The organism is Staphylococcus lutrae (assembly GCF_002101335.1).
GTDB lineage: Bacteria > Bacillota > Bacilli > Staphylococcales > Staphylococcaceae > Staphylococcus > Staphylococcus lutrae.
Genome location: NZ_CP020773.1, coordinates 325,720 through 347,233 on the forward strand (window position 1 = coordinate 325,720; position 21,514 = coordinate 347,233).

Sequence of the window (21,514 nt, forward strand, 5' to 3'; positions counted from 1 at the left end):
ATGGAGCAGAAGACGGGATTCGAACCCGCGACCCCAACCTTGGCAAGGTTGTATTCTACCACTGAACTACTTCTGCAAATGCGGGTGAAGGGAGTCGAACCCCCACGCCGTAAGGCGCTAGATCCTAAGTCTAGTGCGTCTGCCAATTCCGCCACACCCGCATGGTGAGCCATAGAGGATTTGAACCTCTGACCCTCTGATTAAAAGTCAGATGCTCTACCAACTGAGCTAATGGCTCATCAATGGTGCCGGCCAGAGGACTTGAACCCCCAACCTACTGATTACAAGTCAGTTGCTCTACCAATTGAGCTAGGCCGGCTATTGAAACTTATCATTAAAATGGTGGAGAATGACGGGTTCGAACCGCCGACCCTCTGCTTGTAAGGCAGATGCTCTCCCAGCTGAGCTAATTCTCCAATAAAAAATCAACCTGGCACCGTCCTACTCTCGCGGAACGTAAGTCCGACTACCATCGGCGCTAAAGAGCTTAACTTCTGTGTTCGGCATGGGAACAGGTGTGACCTCTTTGCCATTGGCACCAGATTCATCATATTGAATGTGTATACATTCAAAACTAGATAGTAAGTATCGTATTTATCAATAAAACCTAATGAACATCATTTTGATTAAGTCTTCGATCGATTAGTATTCGTCAGCTCCACGTATCGCTACGCTTCCACATCGAACCTATTCACCTCATCATCTTTGAGGGATCTTATAACCGAAGTTGGGAAATCTCATCTCGAGGGGGGCTTCATGCTTAGATGCTTTCAGCACTTATCCCGTCCATACATAGCTACCCAGCGATGCCGTTGGCACGACAACTGGTACACCAGAGGTATGTCCATCCCGGTCCTCTCGTACTAAGGACAGCGCCTCTCAAATTTCCTACGCCCACGACGGATAGGGACCGAACTGTCTCACGACGTTCTGAACCCAGCTCGCGTACCTCTTTAATGGGCGAACAGCCCAACCCTTGGGACCGACTACAGCCCCAGGATGCGATGAGCCGACATCGAGGTGCCAAACCTCCCCGTCGATGTGAACTCTTGGGGGAGATAAGCCTGTTATCCCCGGGGTAGCTTTTATCCGTTGAGCGATGGCCCTTCCATGCGGAACCACCGGATCACTAAGTCCGTCTTTCGACCCTGCTCGACTTGTAGGTCTCGCAGTCAAGCTCCCTTATGCCTTTACACTCTATGAATGATTTCCAACCATTCTGAGGGAACCTTTGAGCGCCTCCGTTACTCTTTAGGAGGCGACCGCCCCAGTCAAACTGCCCGCCTGACACTGTCTCCCAGCACGATAAGTGCTGCGGGTTAGAAATCCAATACAATGAGGGTAGTATCCCACCAACGCCTCCACGTAAGCTAGCGCTCACGTCTCTCAGGCTCCTACCTATCCTGTACAAACTGTACCGAATTTCAATATCAGGCTACAGTAAAGCTCCACGGGGTCTTTCCGTCCTGTCGCGGGTAACCGGCATCTTCACCGGTACTATGATTTCACCGAGTCTCTCGTTGAGACAGTGCCCAAATCGTTACGCCTTTCGTGCGGGTCGGAACTTACCCGACAAGGAATTTCGCTACCTTAGGACCGTTATAGTTACGGCCGCCGTTTACTGGGGCTTCGATTCGTAGCTTCGCAGATGCTAACCACTCCTCTTAACCTTCCAGCACCGGGCAGGCGTCAGCCCCTATACGTCACCTTACGGTTTAGCAGAGACCTGTGTTTTTGATAAACAGTCGCTTGGGCCTATTCACTGCGGCTCTTCAGAGCGTGAACCCCAAAGAGCACCCCTTCTCCCGAAGTTACGGGGTCATTTTGCCGAGTTCCTTAACGAGAGTTCGCTCGCTCACCTTAGAATTCTCATCTTGACTACCTGTGTCGGTTTGCGGTACGGGCACCCTGATTCTAGCTAGAGGCTTTTCTTGGCAGTGTGAAATCAACGACTCGAGGAACAAGTTCCTCTCCCCATCACAGCTCAATCTTAAGAGTGCCGGATTTGCCTAACACTCAATCTCACTGCTTAGACGTGCACTCCAACAGCACGCTTCGCCTATCCTACTGCGTCCCCCCATCGCTTAAAGCGAATCATGGTGGTACAGGAATATCAACCTGTTATCCATCGCCTACGCCTTTCGGCCTCAGCTTAGGACCCGACTAACCCAGAGCGGACGAGCCTTCCTCTGGAAACCTTAGTCAATCGGTGGACGGGATTCTCACCCGTCTTTCGCTACTCACACCGGCATTCTCACTTCTAAGCGCTCCACATGTCCTTGCGATCATGCTTCGACGCCCTTAGAATGCTCTCCTACCATTGTCCAAAGGACAATCCACAGCTTCGGTAATATGTTTAGCCCCGGTACATTTTCGGCGCAGTGTCACTCGACTAGTGAGCTATTACGCACTCTTTAAATGATGGCTGCTTCTAAGCCAACATCCTAGTTGTCTGGGCAACGCCACATCCTTTTCCACTTAACATATATTTTGGGACCTTAGCTGGTGGTCTGGGCTGTTTCCCTTTCGAACATGGACCTTATCACCCACGTTCTGACTCCCAAGTTAAATTATTTGGCATTCGGAGTTTGTCTGAATTCGGTAACCCGAGAGGGGCCCCTCGTCCAAACAGTGCTCTACCTCCAATAATCATCACTTGAGGCTAGCCCTAAAGCTATTTCGGAGAGAACCAGCTATCTCCAAGTTCGATTGGAATTTCTCCGCTACCCTCAGTTCATCCGCTCACTTTTCAACGTAAGTCGGTTCGGTCCTCCATTCAGTGTTACCTGAACTTCAACCTGACCAAGGGTAGATCACCTGGTTTCGGGTCTACGACCAAATACTCATTCGCCCTATTCAGACTCGCTTTCGCTACGGCTCCACATTTTCTGCTTAACCTTGCATCAGATCGTAACTCGCCGGTTCATTCTACAAAAGGCACGCCATCACCCATTAACGGGCTCTGACTACTTGTAAGCACACGGTTTCAAGTTCTCTTTCACTCCCCTTCCGGGGTACTTTTCACCTTTCCCTCACGGTACTGGTTCACTATCGGTCACTAGAGAGTATTTAGCCTTAGGAGATGGTCCTCCCAGATTCCGACGGAATTTCACGTGCTCCGTCGTACTCAGGATCCACTCAAGAGAGAATTTGTTTTCGACTACAGGATTATTACCTTCTCTGATTAACCTTTCCAGGTTATTCGTCTAACAAATTCTTTTGTAACTCCGTATAGAGTGTCCTACAACCCCAACAAGCAAGCTTGTTGGTTTGGGCTCTTCCCGTTTCGCTCGCCGCTACTCAGGGAATCGATTTTTCTTTCTCTTCCTCCGGGTACTAAGATGTTTCAGTTCTCCGGGTCTGCCTTCTTGCATGCTATGTATTCACATGCAGATAACACGACATAACTCGTGTTGGGTTTCCCCATTCGGAAATCTCTGGATCAACGCTTACTTACAGCTCCCCAAAGCATATCGTCGTTAGTAACGTCCTTCATCGGCTTCTAGTGCCAAGGCATCCACCGTGCGCCCTTAATAACTTAATCTGTTATTAATTATGTGAGTCGTTTTTCAACGACTAGCGATTCATTTTTTGTTTCAAGCTTTTAAACGCTTGTCACTCGGTTTTGCTTGGTAAAATCAATACTTACTTATCTAGTTTTCAATGTACAATTAATATAAATGGTGGAGACTAGCGGGATCGAACCGCTGACCTCCTGCGTGCAAAGCAGGCGCTCTCCCAGCTGAGCTAAGCCCCCAAAACAATATTTTAAATTTAATGGTGGGCCTAAGTGGACTCGAACCACCGACCTCACGCTTATCAGGCGTGCGCTCTAACCGGCTGAGCTATAGGCCCATCTACATTTTAAATCCTCAAATGCATGAGCATTCAAAACTGAATACAATATGTCACGTTAATCTGCTATCACCTATTGGTGATATTCCGTAATTATCCTTAGAAAGGAGGTGATCCAGCCGCACCTTCCGATACGGCTACCTTGTTACGACTTCACCCCAATCATTTGTCCCACCTTCGACGGCTAGCTCCAAAATGGTTACTCCACCGGCTTCGGGTGTTACAAACTCTCGTGGTGTGACGGGCGGTGTGTACAAGACCCGGGAACGTATTCACCGTAGCATGCTGATCTACGATTACTAGCGATTCCAGCTTCATGTAGTCGAGTTGCAGACTACAATCCGAACTGAGAACAACTTTATGGGATTTGCTTGACCTCGCGGTTTCGCTGCCCTTTGTATTGTCCATTGTAGCACGTGTGTAGCCCAAATCATAAGGGGCATGATGATTTGACGTCATCCCCACCTTCCTCCGGTTTGTCACCGGCAGTCAACTTAGAGTGCCCAACTAAATGATGGCAACTAAGTTCAAGGGTTGCGCTCGTTGCGGGACTTAACCCAACATCTCACGACACGAGCTGACGACAACCATGCACCACCTGTCACTTTGTCCTCCGAAGAGGAAAACTCTATCTCTAGAGCGGTCAAAGGATGTCAAGATTTGGTAAGGTTCTTCGCGTTGCTTCGAATTAAACCACATGCTCCACCGCTTGTGCGGGTCCCCGTCAATTCCTTTGAGTTTCAGTCTTGCGACCGTACTCCCCAGGCGGAGTGCTTAATGCGTTAGCTGCAGCACTAAGGGGCGGAAACCCCCTAACACTTAGCACTCATCGTTTACGGCGTGGACTACCAGGGTATCTAATCCTGTTTGATCCCCACGCTTTCGCACATCAGCGTCAGTTGCAGACCAGAAAGCCGCCTTCGCCACTGGTGTTCCTCCATATCTCTGCGCATTTCACCGCTACACATGGAATTCCACTTTCCTCTTCTGCACTCAAGTTTTCCAGTTTCCAATGACCCTCCACGGTTGAGCCGTGGGCTTTCACATCAGACTTAAAAAACCGCCTACGCGCGCTTTACGCCCAATAATTCCGGATAACGCTTGCCACCTACGTATTACCGCGGCTGCTGGCACGTAGTTAGCCGTGGCTTTCTGGTTAGGTACCGTCAAGATGTGCATAGTGACTTACACATGTGTTCTTCCCTAACAACAGAGCTTTACGATCCGAAGACCTTCATCACTCACGCGGCGTTGCTCCGTCAGGCTTTCGCCCATTGCGGAAGATTCCCTACTGCTGCCTCCCGTAGGAGTCTGGACCGTGTCTCAGTTCCAGTGTGGCCGATCACCCTCTCAGGTCGGCTACGTATCGTCGCCTTGGTGAGCCGTTACCTCACCAACTAGCTAATACGGCGCGGGTCCATCTATAAGTGACAGCAAAACCGTCTTTCACTGTTGAATCATGCGGTTCAACATATTATCCGGCATTAGCCCCGGTTTCCCGGAGTTATTCCAGTCTTATAGGTAGGTTACCCACGTGTTACTCACCCGTCCGCCGCTAACGTCAAAGGAGCAAGCTCCTTATCTGTTCGCTCGACTTGCATGTATTAGGCACGCCGCCAGCGTTCATCCTGAGCCAGGATCAAACTCTCCATAAAAGAAGTAAGCTTGATATAGCTCGTTGATTGTTTAAGTCAATCATTCTTGAAAGTACTGTTGAAGTACTCAAAATTATCGGAATTAACGTTGACATATTGTCATTCAGTTTTCAATGTTCATTTTTTGCTGTTACAAGAATCAATTATACTTCAAACAAATTATTGTGTCAACATTTATTTTAAAGTTTTTTTAATTCTTTGTTGATAAGTTGTTGTTTCATTCAACATTTATTATCATAAAGCGTTAGGAAGAAACATTCAAGCGTTAATTTTACACTTTTAAAAATTCATTTACACGTTTTCAACAATTAATGAATTTAGTATTTGTTCTCCTTGAAACGACTTTTTTATATTACCAAGGAGTTGCCTCATCGTCAACATAAATCCCCACTTTAATTACGATAAAAATTACTATGTTGTTGCAAACTAACACGTAATTAAATCTTTTTACAAGAATAAATGTTTGGAACGTCACTTCATTTGGATTTTAAAACGTTTTTAAAGCGCAGACTTCATTGTTGTGATTGTCATTAACATCGCTAAATGCTTACCAATTTTTTAGAAATCGCATTTCGACTCGCGTCTACTTTTCTCATAAACATGCGTTTTACTCGTTCCTAACGGTATGAATCATTCCTTTGCGTTCATAGATGTTTTTTTATCTGTTTCAATAGTGCAAATCATAAATCAAAAAATAGAGCCCAATCAACTCGTTTAAGAATGTTGATTGGACCATTTATTTGGTTCTATACTTTTAACGGTTGGTGAGTTTTTCACTGGCCGTTATTTTTGTTTTAAATACAAAAATAGCACAAATATCTCTATAATTGTAAGTGACAAAACCAACAAATTAAGGAGAGATATTCGTGCCTATGTATAATGATATATCAGAAATGATTGGAATAAAAGTATCAAATTTAAAAATCACTGAATGTTTAGGTATTCAAACCTTCAAGAACGTTCAATCATTGTTTTATAAAGGGGTTTTAACTTATCAACCTAAAGGTTGTGAGTGTTGTGGTATCAAGAATGAGCAACACACAGTTATTAAAAATGGCTTTCGCAGTACAAGAGTGTATATGGGGCTTATTCTTGAAAGGCCTAGTTATCTTGTGTTAAAAAAGCAACGCTTCTATTGTAAAGCTTGTGGTCAAACTTTTACGGCTAAAACACCATATATAGAACCGCGTTGTACAATTTCTAATGACGTAAAACTAATGGTGACGAGAAAGCTCGCCACTGTCATATCTGAAAAAGATATAGCGAATAGTGTTTTAGTTTCACCTTCAACTGTTCATCGGTATTTGAAAGACCTAGGGGAAGCAGTAAAAACACAACCTAGTGATATATTGCCCCAACATTTATCCTTTGATGAATTTAAGTCAACTAATGATGTCGACAGCTCTATGAGCTTTATATACTGTGATAGTATCACGCATGATATTATTGATATCTTGCCAGATCGACGTAAGTTCAAGTTGGAAGAATACTTTTTAAGATTCTCAAGAAAGCAGCGTGAAGGAGTTAAAAGTGTTTCTATTGATATGTATCCACCATACATGTCGCTAATTCAATCATTATTTCCCAATGCAGATATTATCTTAGACCGTTTTCATATTGTTCAAGCGGTTAACCGTGAAATCAATCACAGTCGCGTTAAAACAATGAATAGTTTTAAGACTAAAGAAAAACCCAAGTACAATAAATTAAAACGGTATTGGAAGCTTTTATTAAAATCTCCAATTGAATTAGACAGAGTCCATTATCACTCGTTCAGACTTTTTAATACATGGCATAGTCAGTATAGTTTAGTACAATTCTTGTTAACTTTTGATGAAGAATTCCAATTAACGTATGAAGCAGGACATCATATTCTAGAAACCCTAAGATCAAATAACATTGAACAATTAGAGGAAGCATTACAACGTTCGAAGAGTTTAAATATTTCAAATGGACTCAAACGTGTTGTTAACACACTCATAAAATATATACCTTATATTTCAAATACGATTCAAAATCCTCATTTGACCAATGGTCCAATTGAAGGTATTAACAATAAAATAAAGCTTATTAAGCGTGTCTCTTATGGTTATAGAAATTTTTATAACTTTAGAAATAGGATTTTAATTATTTCAAGGTTATACGTAAGTGAATATAAAAAACGTACTAAGCAACAAAAAATTGCCACTTAGTACGATATTTCTTCACCAACCGACGTTGACAAAGAGCCATTTATTTATGCTTCTTTTTCAGCTTCTTTACAGGATTGACAAACACCATAAATCTCCATTCTGTGATGTGTGACATCAAAATCAGTGACATGCTGTGCAAGTTGTTCAACTTCATGTAGTAGAGGATAATGAAAATCAACTATTTTTCCACACTTTTCACAAATCACATGATAATGATTATGTGTTTCAAAATCAAAACGACTTGACGCATCTCCATAAGTTAACTCTTTTACAATACCCGTTTTTTTAAAAACTTTAAGGTTATTATAAATCGTTGCAACGCTAATATTTGGGAAGTCAGGTGATAATGATTGATAAATTTCATCAGCAGTTGGATGTGTATCTGCCTTGATTAAATAATTTAATATCGCTTGGCGTTGAGGTGTAATACGAACGCCCGCTTCACGTAAAGACGCTATCGACTCTTTTAATTGATGATCATGTGATTCCAATTCAGTAGTCATTCGTTCCACCCGTCTTTCTTATTAATAATAATTCTTACTTAATAATATATACGGTTAGCACGATTATTGTCAATACATATGTTAGTATCCTTTGTTCGCATTTACGACATTCTCAACAAGCTTATTATCCTTGAGAAAGGATGTTAAATTGCGTGAGAATATGTCAGTCGCTCTTTTTTTGTTGTCTGAACGATTTCCTGAAATATGTGGCGTCATATAAACATTGTCCAAAGTGTAAAGTTCCGATTGTTCGTCTAATGGTTCTTTTTCAAATACATCTAAATACGCTTTGCGAATTTTTTTACTTTTTAGACTATCAATAATCACAGATTCAGGTGTAATTGTCCCTCTTCCTAAATTGACAAAAAGTGTATGATCATTCATTGCCTCAAAATCAATTTCAGATAAAAGATGATACGTTTCTTCAGTTTCAGGTAATAAATTCACGACGATATCTGCTTGAGCAAAATGTTGCTGACGTTCTGATAATGGATAGGTTTCATCAAAATAGTCTGCTGGATGACCTGTTGTGTTTAACCCAATTGTTTTCATGCCAAATGTCTGTGCGACTTGTGCTGAGCGTTGTGGAATCCGACCTGTCCCTAAAAACAAAATACGTTGTTCGTTTAAAGATGCGGTGATTCGCTTGTTATTGTATACTTTCTGCTGTTGCTCTGCATAAGCTTCTTTCAATGCTTTGTAATCATCAAGAATATAAGCAAACAAAAACTCAGTTAATTGCTGTGCGTGTACACCTCCAGCATTAGTAAGTTGAATCCCCTTCTCTTTTAAAGTTTCAAAAGGTAAGCTATTGACTCCTGTAGCATACCAAGCAATCCATTTCAAACGAGGTGATTGTTTGATAAATTGCGCATCTACTTCTGGATGATACGATATGACCACATCCATTTGTTCTTGTAAATCAACGGGTAATTCAGACGGATGTTTATAAAACTTAAAATCCACCTCAGGAAATGCTTCTTTTAACCGTGTTTCTTCTTCGTCTAAACGCATTAAGCTTACTACTAACATCTGATCTCATCCTTTCAAAATTTCTTTTAGTTGTGCCATTTGCTCCTTCACTTTTACTTTTTCAATCACTTCGATAATTTGCCCCTCTTCATCTATGACAAAAGTTGTACGCACAATCCCCATTGATTCTTTGCCAAAACTTTTCTTAAGTTGATACACCCCTACTGCTTTAGAAAGTTCGTAATCCTCATCAACAAGTAAATCAAAATTAAGCTGATGTTTCTCGATAAAGTTTTGATGTTTACGCATAGAATCCGCACTTATACCGTAAACTTGTACATTAAGTTCATTGAAATAACTGATGTGATCTCTAAAATCACACGCTTCAGTCGTACAAGTCGGCGTGTTGTCACGTGGGTAAAAATAAAGAATTGCTTTCTTCCCTTTTAATGAAGCTTTCGTAATTTCACTACCGTTTTGATTTTGTAGTTTAAATTCTGGAAAGACGTCTCCTTTTTTCAGCATCATAAAACCTTCTTTCTATTATCTTCTCATTTTATGATACGATAATATGTGAAAATATAAAATTAAAAGAGGTTGTTGATTTATGAATTTCAGTCAAAGCGAACAATTACAAAAACTATCCAATGAATATATTTTAGGTGGCGTTAACTCACCTTCACGTTCATATAAGGCTGTGGGAGGTGGTGCACCTGTCGTAATGAAATCTGGTAAGGGCGCTTATTTATATGATGTCGATGGCAATCAATATATTGACTATTTACAAGCTTATGGTCCAATTATCACAGGACATGCACACCCACACATTACACAAGCGATTCAAGAGCAAGCCGCACAAGGGGTATTATTTGGCACACCGACAGAACTTGAAATTGATTTTGCCCGCAAATTAAGACATGCCATTCCTTCGTTAGAAAAAATACGTTTTGTAAATTCCGGGACAGAAGCAGTCATGACAACGATACGTGTCGCGAGAGCTTATACGAAAAGAGATAAAATTATAAAATTTGCCGGCTGTTACCACGGTCATTCTGACTTAGTCCTCGTTGCGGCTGGAAGTGGTCCTTCTCAATTAGGTTCACCTGACTCTGCGGGTGTCCCAAAAAGTGTCGCTCAAGAAGTGATTACTGTGCCATTTAATCATATTGAAGCGTTTAAAGAGGCTATGTCATATTGGGGCGATCAAGTTGCGGCTGTATTAGTTGAACCCATTGTTGGGAATTTCGGAATGGTTGAACCCGTACCTGGGTTTTTAGAAGAAGTTAATCGCATCACGCATGAATACGGAGGTCTCGTTATATACGATGAAGTCATCACTGCTTTTCGTTTTCATTATGGTGCAGCACAAGATTTATTAGGTGTTTATCCTGACTTAACTGCTTTTGGTAAAATCATCGGAGGTGGCTTACCTATTGGAGGCTATGGGGGCCGTCAAGAAATTATGGAGCAAGTTGCCCCTCTTGGCCCTGCCTATCAAGCCGGAACAATGGCTGGAAATCCATTATCTATGAAAGCAGGTATTGCGCTGCTAGAAGTTCTGGAACAACCCGGAGTATATGAAAAATTGGATCAACTTGGTGCAAGATTAGAAGCTGGTTTACAAGATGCAATCGCACAATATCAAATTAAAGCTACGATTAACCGTGTTCGTGGCGCTTTAACACTTTATTTCACCGATGAAAAAGTTACGCATTATAATCAAGCCGATGCATCTGACAGCGCATTATTCGCAAAATTTTTCAAGCTTATGCTGCATCAAGGAATCAATTTAGCACCTTCAAAATATGAAGCATGGTTCTTAACGACTGAACATACGATAGCAGATATTGATAAAACCATTGAAGCCGTCCGTTATGCTTTCAGTCAATTGTAAAGTTCTCTATTGAAATTTAATGTGCAACAGTGTATAACTTGAATAAACCTACTCACTACAGTGGATTTATTATAATCAAAGGAGCGCGATGTTTTGAAACTGGGAGCTAGAATTTTGAAAACAGGTATTGCCATAGTCCTTGCGGTTTCTATTGCCTCACTATTACCTAATGATGCTGGTACAGTGACTGTCGCCGGTATTGCGGCAGTCGTGGCCATGCAACCAAGTGTTTATCGTACATTCAAAACCATTGTTGATCAATTCCAAGGCAATATCATAGGCGCCCTCCTTGCAGTATCGATGGTGACTGTTTTTGGCAATAACGTCCTGATCATGGGCGCCACTGTGATTTTATTAATTGCACTGCTTTTTAGAATGAAAATCGCACACGTGGCAACGTTAGCGACTGTGACAGCCTTGGTCATTATGGGTCAACATAATGGTTCATTTTATGCGTCAGCTTTCTATCGTTTTTCTCTTGTGATGATTGGTGTAATCAGTTCATTTATCGTGAACCTCACCTTTTTACCACCCAAGTTTGAAACGAAAATTTATTATAACTCTTTAAATATTTCAACCGATATTTTTAAATGGTTTAACTTAGTACTCAATGACGCCACAGAGTTCAATTATGTCAAACAAGACTTGGAAAATTTACGCCAAAGGATTGTTAAACTTGAACAATTTCTCGAATTCTATAAAGAGGAACGTGTCTTTACAAAAAAGCAAATCTTTGCTCAAACAAGAAAGAAAATTTTATTTAAAGAAATTGTACTTGCGACTCGTGATGCATATGATGTGCTCAGACGAATGAATCGCTATCAAAACGACTTAGTTCATCTGAATCAAACGTTACGCTTCCAAATCAAGTTAGAAATTGATGAATTGACACAATTTCACGAACAAATTTTAATCAGTATTACGAAAAAGGCCAAATTTGATGTCACCCATGACCAACACTTTGTTCCACATCCGTTGAAAAAAGATATTATTACTGCATTTCGTGAAGAAGTGGTTAACGATTCTCACCCAGACGGGTTTTCTTATGCCAATATTATGCATATTATTTCCGCTTTGGAGGAATATCGCTACAATTTAGAACATTTAGATCGCCTCCGTGTCAGTTACTTCAAATACCATGCCAATGATCCTGAGATTGACATTGTTGAAGAAGACTTCGATCTATAATTCTAATGATTCAACAGCTATGCCAACAAATGAACGTGTATTTAATCACTTAAGATTGTACAGCACTCATGCTTAAACAAAATTTTTGGGAGTGGACATTCGTTTCCCCACTCCCATTTTTTATCACCCGATATCATTTACACCTTTAAAGACGATTGAATCAATTTTAATTGATAGTCATGAATGGATTCAATTTGACCGTCCTTATGTTTCATTGTGACATGCTCCGGTCCAATTTCTGTTGGGCTTTTCACCCCTACAGCCGCCGCAATATTAAATAACCCTTCATGCAAACTTGTGATATAGTTCATAACACGGTATTGTTTTTCATCAACAACAAGGGCTTCTTCTTTTTTAGGATCAGTTGTTGCAACACCTACTGGACAAGTGTTCTTATGGCATTGACGACTCATAATACAACCCACACTGATCATCATGCCTCTTGCAATATTAACTAAATCTGCACCCAATGCGAGTGCAATCGCAATTTTATCAGGCGTCACTAATTTGCCAGAAGCGAAAATTTTAACTCTATCTCTTAAACCATACGCTTTAAGCAAACCATCAATGATCGGTAACGCTGTGAATAAAGGTAAACCTACACCATCTTGCAATTCTTGGAATGTCGCCCCTGTTCCTCCTTCTCCACCATCAATCGTAATAAAGTCAGGATAGATGTTTAAAGATTTCATTGCATCAAGCAGCCGTATAAAATCATCTTGACGACCTAAAACCATTTTAAAGCCAACAGGTTTTTGACTGATTTCTCGCATCGAATCAATCCATTTTAATAAATCTTCAGCATTACTGATCATTTCGAAGCGATTTGGTGAGTCGACAGTTTCATACGGTTTAATATGGCGAATTTTTGCAATTTCTTCTGTGACTTTCTTCCCTTCAATATGACCGCCACGCGTTTTTGCACCTTGCGCAAGTTTGATTTCAAACGCTTTGACTTGAGGTCGTGCAGCCAGTTCTTTAAACAGCGTTGTATCGAATTGTCCTGTTTCATCTCTCACACCGAATAGACCCGGTCCAATTTGAAAAATGATATCAACATCTCCAGCAAGATGATGGTCTGACAATCCCCCTTCTCCTGTGTTCATCCACGTATTCGCTTTACCTAACCCTTTCGATAAGGCCGTTATGGCGTTTTTACCAAGGGCCCCATAACTCATTCCTGATTGGCCAACAAGTCGCTTCACATAAAATGGATGTTGGATATCATGGCCAATTTTCACATAATGTTCAGGTGCCAAATAAAACGGCTTAATCTTTTTAGCTTGAATTTTTTCAAACCGGTTAATTAACGTTTCATTTTTAATATGATAAATAAACGTTGAAAGTAATTGAGACTGGTCGACGATTAATGCATCTTTTTGGGTCGGAAACATCGCGTTGTTAATAAAAAAACCACTATCGTAATGCTTTAGTGTTCCAAAGCTCGTCCCTCGTGAATTATACTTACCTGCTAAAACAATATTTTGATATTCCATTCGTGAAAATGGCTTATCTTCATTATCATTTAGAAATAAGTACTGACGTAATTCTGGTCCGATTTGTTCCAAAAAGTAACGTACGTGGGCCAACACTGGATAATTACGTAACACACTATGTTGTTTCTGTCGTTTATCAAATATTAAAAACCCAATCACTGCAATCAATACAAAAATTAAAAATCCTACAAGTAAAATGGTTACAATAAGTTGTAATACTGTTAAGAATGTCATCTTTTCCCCTCCCATTTATTTTATTATACAAGAATTTGCAGTGAAAAATTAAGTAAAAAAATGATAATTTAAAATGGTTAAGATTTTAAAATAGTCTTGTCAAAAAAGACCAAAATAACCATTTTACCACAGATGAAACGACTATTACTAAACATCATTCTAAATGGATACCCCATCCTAAACATGTCAATAAAAAAAGCAATAGTTATTTGTAGATTTCTCATCCACAGCAAACTATTGCATACTTATAACTTTAGACATTTTGAATAGAATATAAGCGGTGATATGCCCCTTTTTGTTGCATTAAAACATCATGTGAACCTTGCTCTACAATTTGTCCATTTTCAATGACGACAATTTGATCTGCATGAGTAATTGTAGAAAGTCGGTGTGCCACGATAATTGTCGTCCGATCATGACTTAATGTATCCAATGCATCTTGAATGATGGCTTCACTTTCTAAATCTAAAGCGCTGGTTGCTTCATCCAAAATGAGTATCGGCGGGTCATTCAAGAAAATTCGCGCTATGGCAAGTCTTTGTTTTTGGCCTCCTGAAAGTTTTACGCCGCGCTCACCTACTTCAGTTTCATAACCTTTCGGCAGTGACATTATGAATTCATGGGCGTTCGCTAGCTGAGCCGCTTCAACGACTTCTTCAAATGTCGCATCCGGTCGTCCCAATAAAATATTTTCTCGTACTGTATCAGAGAATAAAATGTTATCCTGCTGTACCATACCAATCTGACGTCTTAAGCTGCCGAGATCAAACGCTTTGATGTCGTGTCCATCAATTAAAATTTGACCCTCTGTAACGTCATAAAAACGAGGAATTAAGTTGATAAGCGTTGACTTACCACCGCCACTCATCCCTACAAAAGCAACTGTTTCACCACGATGAATGTCTAAATTAAGTTGCTTCAAAATGTCATGTGCATCTGATTGATATTTAAACGAAACATTTTTTATTTGAATATGTCCTTGTTGAATAGGAATAGGCTGTGCACCCGTTGTATTTTTTATGTCATATGGCTCATCAATCAATTGGAACACACGATCCATTGATGCAAAGCTTTGTGTCAATGTCGTAAAAGATGAGACTAATCGACGCAATGGACCATAGAGTTGTTCAAGGTAGCTTACAAATGCCGCCAAAGTCCCGACAGTGACAGACCCTGTTATCGCTAAATACGTTCCATAACCAATCACGATTAATGGACCAATGTCTGTCACCGTATTAATCGCGGAGAAAGAGTAGGCGTTCCATCTCGTATGTTTAAACGCACTATTTAAAAAATTGATATTACGTTTATCAAAATTTTTCGCTTCATTATCCTCAATCGCAAAACTTTTAATAACAGCCATCCCATTTACACGTTCATGTAAAAAACCTTGAACCTCAGCTAGTTTTTGTGACCGTTGACGTGTCAATGCACGCAATCGACCAAAGAAAAAATAGACTGTTAAAATATAAAAAGGTAATACGATGACCGCTGAAAGGGTCAGTTGAACATCTAATACGAACATGACCGATAGTGCAATGATAATCGTAATACAATCCAACCAAATATTCATCAATCCAGTCATGATAAAGTCTTTCGTTTGTTCAACATCATTAATCACACGTGAAATCACTTCACCAGATTTATGATTTGCATAAAATTTAGAACTGAGTGCTTGCAAGTGATCATACAATTTTTTTCGGATATCATACAAAATTTTGTTACTCGTCCACTGTGCCATATACTGTCTAAAAAATTCAATGGGCGGCCGAACGATAACAAAAATAAATGCAGCAACTAGCATGGCTATACCTAATCGCATTAATTTATCATCTACTGTTAATGCGGCATTATTAATAACATCATCAATCACAAATTTAATTAATAGCGGAATCAATAAAGGAATACCAAATTTTAATATTCCAACAACTATAGTACCGAAAATCAGCCATTTATATGGCTTCACAAACTCTAAATAACGTTTTATCATAAAAAACCGTCCCCCAAAAATATCTGCTTTCCAAAGCGCACTTCAAATCGACTTGAATTGCGAGTCATGCATGTCTATGCCTTGTTTCAGTCTATCAACTATTCGTCACAAACATGACACGTTTGCTTTTATTTCTTCACACTAGAATGTTTGACGTTGATGCTCCACTTAAAGATCAACACTACTCTAAAATAGGACGAACTGAACGGGAGTAAGAACATGTGACTGCCTCACTCCCGTATGACGTCGCTTAGACATTTCGGTCAAATATTCATTATGCTTGCCTTTCATTCCCACCGTATCTATTGTGCTCAATCACATGCATGTCAGACGATGCTATCCTTTACTAAGTTTTTGAAATCGTTGACGCCAAACTTTAATAAAATCAGGTGCAAATGGCCCTTTTTTCTGTTCAATCCACTGCTGTAAAATATCAACATTCCGTCTTAAAATCATATCGATGTCCTTAGGATAGTTCATCTGGTTCATATGTTGTTCATATTCGTCTTCATCTAGTAAATGATACTTTCCATTAGGATAAACTTTAATATCTAAATCATAATCAATATATTTTAATGCTTCTTCATCACATACAAACGGGGATGATAAGTTACAATAATAATACACACCATCTTCACGAAACATACAAATCACGTTAAACCAGTACTCTGAATGAAAATAAACAATCGCTGGTTCACGCGTAACCCAAGTTCGACCATCGCTTTCCGTCACAAGTGTATGATCATTGCCGCCAATGACGACATCTGCAGTCCCTTTTAAAATTGTCGTTTCCGACCAGACACGGTGGATATTGCCATCGTGTTTGTAAGATTGAATTTTAATTGCTTCACCCTCTCGCGGTATACACGATTTGACCAACTTCTCACACCACCTTGATAAAAATTCACTTCGTTATTATATCATATTCCTAACACGTTACTTAATTATCCGCTTGACGCACTGCATTAAAAATTTGCGTCATCGAAACAGGGAAAGAATACTGTGTTTTATCCTCCGCTGCCATCCATTGTCTTCCTTTAACAATGTCCGCTTCTTCTGACGGGTCAATTTTCGCAAGATGCACATTTAAAATCCAAGTTAGGTGGGTAAATTGATGCTTCATTTGTACCACATTTTCTTGTATCGTGTTCAGTTGCTTTATACCAAGTACATTTAATTTATCCTCATATGAGGTTTCGTTTTCAAACATAGGGAATTGCCACATTCCCTTTAATAATGACACCGTTCGTTGCTCTATTAAATAATCTCCTGAATGGTTTTGAATGACGTAAACATCAAAGACCACTGTTTTCTTTTTGAGCTTTTTAGTTTTCACCGGTCGTTCTAATACTGTGCCTTGCTGAAATGATTCACAATGTATCTGCACTGGACAAAACAAACATAAGGGGGCTTTAGGTGTACAGACGAGTGCGCCTAATTCCATCATTGCTTGGTTAAAGTCCCCGGCCTGTTCGGTGACGTATGGCACCAATTCTTGTTCGTATGCTTTACGTGTGGACTGCAACGCGGTATCTCGAGTATCATCATTTAATCTTGACCAAACACGAAATACATTTCCATCAACTGTGGCAAGCGGTAAATCAAAGGCGATACTCATTACAGCTGCTTGTGTATAAGGCCCTACACCTTTTAATGCTAAAAAAGTATCCGATTGTTGAGGGATTTTCCCTTGATGTTGCGCAACAACTTCTTTAGCTGCTGTATGGAAATGACGTGCCCGACTATAGTAACCTAGACCTTCCCATAATTTTAATACCTCCTCTTCCTTCGCTTTTGCCAAATCATGAATCGTTGGATAAGCTTCTATAAAACGCAAGTAGTAATCACGTACTGTATCCACTTGTGTTTGTTGTAACATCACTTCACTAATCCAAATATAGTATGGATTTTTAGTTTCTCTCCATGGCATTTGTCGTTGCGCTGCTTCAAACCATGTCAGTAAATGCGATTTAAAGGTCGTTTCATTTAACATTGAAATGCTCCTTATTCATTTGAAAAATTTTTGTACAATCTAAATATCGACTATAATAATATTAAGTTATTTTGAAAAGAGTGAGACAATATGGATACTGCAACACATATTGCAATTGGTGTCGGATTGACTGCCCTTGCAACAACAGATCCTACAATGAGTGGAAACTTTGCGGCAACAGCAACAATACTCATTGGTGGTTCGCTAATTCCTGATAGTGATACTGTACTAAAATTAAAAGATAATGCAACATATATCGCCAACCATCGAGGCATCACCCATTCGATTCCTTTCACATTATTTTGGCCTTTGTTAATCACGTTACTGGTCTATGTCTTTTTTAGACATGTGGATCCACTACACGTTTGGCTATGGGCACAGTTGGCTGTTTTTCTCCATGTTTTTGTAGATATATTCAACTCTTATGGTACACAAGCCCTACGTCCTATTTCTAACAAATGGATTCAATTAAGTGTGATCAACACTTTTGATCCCATTATATTCATCATTTTATTAGTAGGGATTATCGTGTGGATGTTAGGTGTACATCCTTATGCCGCGTTTAGCCCGATTGTTATAATTTTAATTGGCTACTATCTCATTCGTTTCCGAATGCGCAGTTGGCTGAAAAAACAAGCATTAAACCAAGTTGAGCATTTAGGCACACCGATTAAAGTTTTCATTGCGCCTACAATGCGCTTTATGCAGTGGCGTATCGCCATTCAAACTGCTGAACATGATTATGTGGGCCGTAGTTATGGACGTAATATTGTCTTTAGTGATAAAGTCAAACGCCAACCTTTTCCTAGTTCTGAAATTATGAAATATGCGCAATACGATCCAAATGTAAAAGCTTTTTTAAACTTTTCATCAATCTATCGTTGGCATGTTGCTCATGTCGATAACCAAACCATCGAATTACGTTTTATTGATTTACGTTATTTAAAAAATGGCCATTATCAATTTGTTGCTATTTTACATCTTGATCAAGATATGAAAGTGATGCATTCTTATACTGGTTGGGTCTTTAGTGAAGAGAAATTAAAAAAGAAATTACTTGCACATTAATCCCCCTCGAAATATGTCCGTCACCTTATCTGCAATCTATCCCCATATAAAAAGCCGAGGTCATCTCGGCTTTTTATATGGGGATACAATTTTATATCCTACATATGAATCAAAATGCATGCGCTGATTTTATTATGATTCATCTTTGTCTGGCTGATGGTGCTCGTTAGGTCTAAGCTGAGATACATAGTCCTTTAATGCAAAACAAAACACAGTCATCAAACCAATGAAACAAATAAAGTAAAAATGATAACCTAAATGATTCATCGCTTCTCTTCCCACAATGATTGATTGTTGCATTCCATTGACCAAGTAATACATTGGGTTGAGCATCATCAAATGCGTCAACCAACCATTATTGCTTGTTGGAATGTAAAGGATAGGTAATAAACAAAATGTAATGATCACGACGATAGCAAAAATACGTGACAACTTAGGATATAATACGTAGATGAGTCCGAGTAAATTCGACAAAATAACAATAAATAATAGACTCATTACACTGTAAAAACCTACACCAATCCAAGTCGTATGTGTATTAAGTGGTTTTAATAATGCCATGACCATCATTATAATAACAATCACACCTGTGTATATGACGCTCGATAACAAAACATGAAAAAATGGGCTACTGTTAAAATGTCGAGTCACATAGTAATCTCTTGGAAAAAAACGATAATGAATATAGATGGCAATCCAGATCACTGCAAAGATTAACAATCCTGTTAATCGGTAATCAAACGTGGCCTGAGTCACTTCAGCAATTTTAAAAACCTTATAAGTTAGCGTTGTGAGTACTATGAACAAGATCCCCACTGCCAACGTTAATGCAGTCCATTTGCGATGCATATTGAGGCGATATATGCTATGCCTCATTATACTTCCACGATTATGAAAAAAATGAATGAACTTTTCTAGCACAGCAATCACCTACAATTCTATATAAATCCATTTGGAATTTTTAAGATCAGCCACCCAATAACCCGAATCTGTTTTCCCAATCCATAGATCGGATTTAATTTTAAATTCATCTTTAAACTTGTCTTGTTGCACAATTGGAAATGTAAAGCCGATTAAGCGATTTCGATCATCAAACAACATGTCTATCGGTTGTTCTACAATAGGTTCTACAAATCGTTGTTCATGTTCAGGGACAAGTGTTTCATTTACTTTTTTATGGTTGTGATGGAGCGCACTGTTGAAATAATCTATAGAAGTGAGGTAATTACTTTTCATAAATGGTTCAAGTTGTTTACGTTCTACTTCTTTATACAATGCAGCAGGATTAAGATATTCGAATGCATCCTTATCCGCTTGATAACTTTTATCGTCTACCTCTATTTTATATGTCGTTTTATTTTCTCCTAAAATAGAAGCCACTGCATAACGTGGTAATTGGATCGCAGCGTGATTTCCTTCTATCGCAGTTAACGTCACTTCTTTATCTTTTACAATACCATAGGCCAACTTCTCAGTGTATGGGTCAGTATTAGATTTAGAAATCGTTGATTGCGTGGCTAATGGTGCACTGGCCACTTTCCCTATATTGTTAAATACGAATAAACCCGCGATACACATACCAACAAAAAACAAGGCGGATCCCGTCCAAATACGTGCTAAAAAGACAGGTGGCTGCGCATGCTGATAACGTTCAATACGTCTAAAATTGTAAGTCATTTCAGGCACACGCGTACGGTTGCGCTTCCAATCTTCATCAAAATGATGCATTTCTTCAGTTGATTTTAACGAAGCCATATCACGCTGATGCGATAAGAAGTATGGGAGGACTTGATTAATCGACCCCTCTTTTCTAAGTTGTCCATGTGAGATCCAAGCCAAATAGTTACTCACTGCCTTGATTTTATCGACATCATTGTCAATCGTAATCCATGACCATTCACGTTGAACATAGTCTTGATACATCGCTTTCGCTTTTTCGAAAAAGTCCGCATCTAAACGACTTAAAATATGACTCAAGATGACAATTTTCGCCTCTGATGCCCGCGCAAGACTAAATAACAGTTGAGCATATTGCGCATCTGTTAAATCCTTCACACGAGAGGTTTGTACATCGTCCAAGTGTGCATATTTTATAATTTGCGTCACTTTATGTTCTGGTGGATCATAAGGAAACAATTGAATGACATCTTTGACATAATCTACGACTGCAACGTCTTCAACTGTTTTTTGGTTCATATTGACATAAAACAATGACGTGGTGCGCGCAATCCTTCCTTTATCCGGTTCAACAGTACCCGCTAATATTTCACCTACAAGTGATTTTGAGGATTCAGCTTCACCAATGATACCTAACGCTTCACCTTCGTATATATGTAAAGAAATATTGTTTAATTCAATATCTTCTGGTTGATAACTAAAAGGTTTAAGCACATTTTGCTTTTTTTGATTTCGATAATAATGTGTGACATTAATCATCTTCAAGACAATTGAACTCCCCATGCGCTAAAATCCCT

At 39.6% G+C, this 21,514-nt stretch carries 13 protein-coding genes, 7 tRNA genes and 3 rRNA genes; 4 read left to right on the plus strand and 19 right to left on the minus strand.

Going from position 1 to position 21,514, the window contains the following annotated elements:
- Position 1: 1 nt before the first annotated feature.
- The 10 genes from B5P37_RS01670 to B5P37_RS01715 form a co-directional block, all read right to left on the minus strand.
- Positions 2-76: transfer RNA gene (locus B5P37_RS01670), tRNA-Gly, on the minus strand.
- Between the two features lie 3 nt (positions 77-79).
- A tRNA-Leu gene (locus B5P37_RS01675) sits at positions 80-161 on the minus strand.
- Position 162: 1 nt separating this feature from the next.
- A tRNA-Lys gene (locus tag B5P37_RS01680) sits at positions 163-238 on the minus strand.
- Between the two features lie 5 nt (positions 239-243).
- A tRNA-Thr gene (locus B5P37_RS01685) sits at positions 244-319 on the minus strand.
- Positions 320-340: 21 nt separating this feature from the next.
- A tRNA-Val gene (locus tag B5P37_RS01690) sits at positions 341-416 on the minus strand.
- Positions 417-428: 12 nt separating this feature from the next.
- A 5S ribosomal RNA gene (gene rrf, locus B5P37_RS01695) occupies positions 429-543 on the minus strand.
- Positions 544-622: 79 nt separating this feature from the next.
- Positions 623-3,544 (minus strand): 23S ribosomal RNA (locus B5P37_RS01700).
- A gap of 137 nt (positions 3,545-3,681) precedes the next feature.
- Positions 3,682-3,757: transfer RNA gene (locus B5P37_RS01705), tRNA-Ala, on the minus strand.
- A gap of 21 nt (positions 3,758-3,778) precedes the next feature.
- Positions 3,779-3,855: transfer RNA gene (locus B5P37_RS01710), tRNA-Ile, on the minus strand.
- Positions 3,856-3,958: 103 nt separating this feature from the next.
- A 16S ribosomal RNA gene (locus tag B5P37_RS01715) occupies positions 3,959-5,510 on the minus strand.
- Together the 16S, 23S and 5S rRNA genes with 7 tRNA genes alongside form the textbook arrangement of a ribosomal RNA operon.
- Positions 5,511-6,382: 872 nt before the next feature.
- Between B5P37_RS01715 and B5P37_RS01720 the strand changes: the two genes are divergently transcribed.
- Complete coding sequence (locus B5P37_RS01720; RefSeq protein WP_085238395.1) at positions 6,383-7,702, plus strand: ISL3 family transposase; 1,320 nt, start codon at positions 6,383-6,385, stop codon at positions 7,700-7,702.
- A 44-nt stretch (positions 7,703-7,746) separates the two neighbouring features.
- Here B5P37_RS01720 and perR read toward each other — a convergent pair whose 3' ends face one another.
- From perR to bcp, 3 genes are all read right to left on the minus strand, one after another.
- Positions 7,747-8,205, minus strand: coding sequence for a peroxide-responsive transcriptional repressor PerR (perR, locus tag B5P37_RS01725; RefSeq protein ID WP_085236449.1), 459 nt, complete (start codon positions 8,203-8,205; stop codon positions 7,747-7,749).
- A gap of 81 nt (positions 8,206-8,286) precedes the next feature.
- Positions 8,287-9,237: a phosphoglycerate dehydrogenase gene (locus tag B5P37_RS01730; protein ID WP_085236452.1), complete on the minus strand. Its 951-nt coding sequence runs from the start codon at positions 9,235-9,237 to the stop codon at positions 8,287-8,289.
- A gap of 6 nt (positions 9,238-9,243) precedes the next feature.
- Entirely contained in the window at positions 9,244-9,702 is a 459-nt protein-coding gene (gene bcp / locus B5P37_RS01735) for a thioredoxin-dependent thiol peroxidase (protein WP_085236454.1), read from the minus strand.
- An 82-nt stretch (positions 9,703-9,784) separates the two neighbouring features.
- On the opposite strand from bcp, the gene B5P37_RS01740 reads away from it, so the two are divergent.
- Both B5P37_RS01740 and B5P37_RS01745 read left to right on the plus strand, forming a co-directional pair.
- A complete protein-coding gene (locus B5P37_RS01740; RefSeq protein ID WP_085236456.1) occupies positions 9,785-11,071 on the plus strand; it encodes a glutamate-1-semialdehyde 2,1-aminomutase in 1,287 nt (428 codons plus the stop codon).
- A 93-nt stretch (positions 11,072-11,164) separates the two neighbouring features.
- The gene (locus B5P37_RS01745) at positions 11,165-12,259 is read left to right on the plus strand and encodes an FUSC family protein (RefSeq protein ID WP_085236458.1); all 1,095 of its coding nucleotides are present in this window, start codon (positions 11,165-11,167) and stop codon (positions 12,257-12,259) included.
- A 137-nt stretch (positions 12,260-12,396) separates the two neighbouring features.
- On the opposite strand, the gene B5P37_RS01750 is transcribed toward B5P37_RS01745, so the two are convergent.
- From B5P37_RS01750 to mutY, 4 genes are all read right to left on the minus strand, one after another.
- A complete protein-coding gene (locus B5P37_RS01750) occupies positions 12,397-13,989 on the minus strand; it encodes an FMN-binding glutamate synthase family protein (protein WP_085236460.1) in 1,593 nt (530 codons plus the stop codon).
- A gap of 253 nt (positions 13,990-14,242) precedes the next feature.
- The gene (locus tag B5P37_RS01755) at positions 14,243-15,979 is read right to left on the minus strand and encodes an ABC transporter ATP-binding protein (RefSeq protein ID WP_085236462.1); all 1,737 of its coding nucleotides are present in this window, start codon (positions 15,977-15,979) and stop codon (positions 14,243-14,245) included.
- A 336-nt stretch (positions 15,980-16,315) separates the two neighbouring features.
- The gene (gene ntdP, locus B5P37_RS01760; protein WP_085236464.1) at positions 16,316-16,858 is read right to left on the minus strand and encodes a nucleoside tri-diphosphate phosphatase; all 543 of its coding nucleotides are present in this window, start codon (positions 16,856-16,858) and stop codon (positions 16,316-16,318) included.
- A gap of 61 nt (positions 16,859-16,919) precedes the next feature.
- On the minus strand, positions 16,920-17,972 hold the full coding sequence (mutY, locus tag B5P37_RS01765; protein ID WP_085236467.1) for an A/G-specific adenine glycosylase: 1,053 nt from the start codon (positions 17,970-17,972) through the stop codon (positions 16,920-16,922).
- Positions 17,973-18,062: 90 nt separating this feature from the next.
- On the opposite strand from mutY, the gene B5P37_RS01770 reads away from it, so the two are divergent.
- Entirely contained in the window at positions 18,063-19,040 is a 978-nt protein-coding gene (locus B5P37_RS01770) for a metal-dependent hydrolase (RefSeq protein WP_085236469.1), read from the plus strand.
- 132 nt (positions 19,041-19,172) lie between these two features.
- Here B5P37_RS01770 and B5P37_RS01775 read toward each other — a convergent pair whose 3' ends face one another.
- Positions 19,173-19,889: a teichoic acid translocation permease gene (locus B5P37_RS01775; RefSeq protein WP_244898624.1), complete on the minus strand. Its 717-nt coding sequence runs from the start codon at positions 19,887-19,889 to the stop codon at positions 19,173-19,175.
- 81 nt (positions 19,890-19,970) lie between these two features.
- On the minus strand, positions 19,971-21,500 hold the full coding sequence (locus B5P37_RS01780; protein ID WP_085236473.1) for an ATP-binding cassette domain-containing protein: 1,530 nt from the start codon (positions 21,498-21,500) through the stop codon (positions 19,971-19,973).
- Positions 21,501-21,514 lie beyond the last annotated feature (14 nt).

Excerpts from the sequence above, each read along its gene's own strand:
- B5P37_RS01720 (WP_085238395.1), top strand. The coding sequence starts at position 6,383 with ATGTATAATGATATATCAGAAATGATTGGAATAAAAGTATCAAATTTA.
- perR (WP_085236449.1), bottom strand. The coding sequence starts at position 8,205 with ATGACTACTGAATTGGAATCACATGATCATCAATTAAAAGAGTCGATA.
- B5P37_RS01730 (WP_085236452.1), bottom strand. The coding sequence starts at position 9,237 with ATGTTAGTAGTAAGCTTAATGCGTTTAGACGAAGAAGAAACACGGTTA.
- bcp (WP_085236454.1), bottom strand. The coding sequence starts at position 9,702 with ATGCTGAAAAAAGGAGACGTCTTTCCAGAATTTAAACTACAAAATCAA.
- B5P37_RS01740 (WP_085236456.1), top strand. The coding sequence starts at position 9,785 with ATGAATTTCAGTCAAAGCGAACAATTACAAAAACTATCCAATGAATAT.
- B5P37_RS01750 (WP_085236460.1), bottom strand. The coding sequence starts at position 13,989 with ATGACATTCTTAACAGTATTACAACTTATTGTAACCATTTTACTTGTA.
- B5P37_RS01755 (WP_085236462.1), bottom strand. The coding sequence starts at position 15,979 with ATGATAAAACGTTATTTAGAGTTTGTGAAGCCATATAAATGGCTGATT.
- mutY (WP_085236467.1), bottom strand. The coding sequence starts at position 17,972 with ATGTTAAATGAAACGACCTTTAAATCGCATTTACTGACATGGTTTGAA.
- B5P37_RS01770 (WP_085236469.1), top strand. The coding sequence starts at position 18,063 with ATGGATACTGCAACACATATTGCAATTGGTGTCGGATTGACTGCCCTT.
- B5P37_RS01775 (WP_244898624.1), bottom strand. The coding sequence starts at position 19,889 with ATGCATCGCAAATGGACTGCATTAACGTTGGCAGTGGGGATCTTGTTC.
- B5P37_RS01780 (WP_085236473.1), bottom strand. The coding sequence starts at position 21,500 with ATGGGGAGTTCAATTGTCTTGAAGATGATTAATGTCACACATTATTAT.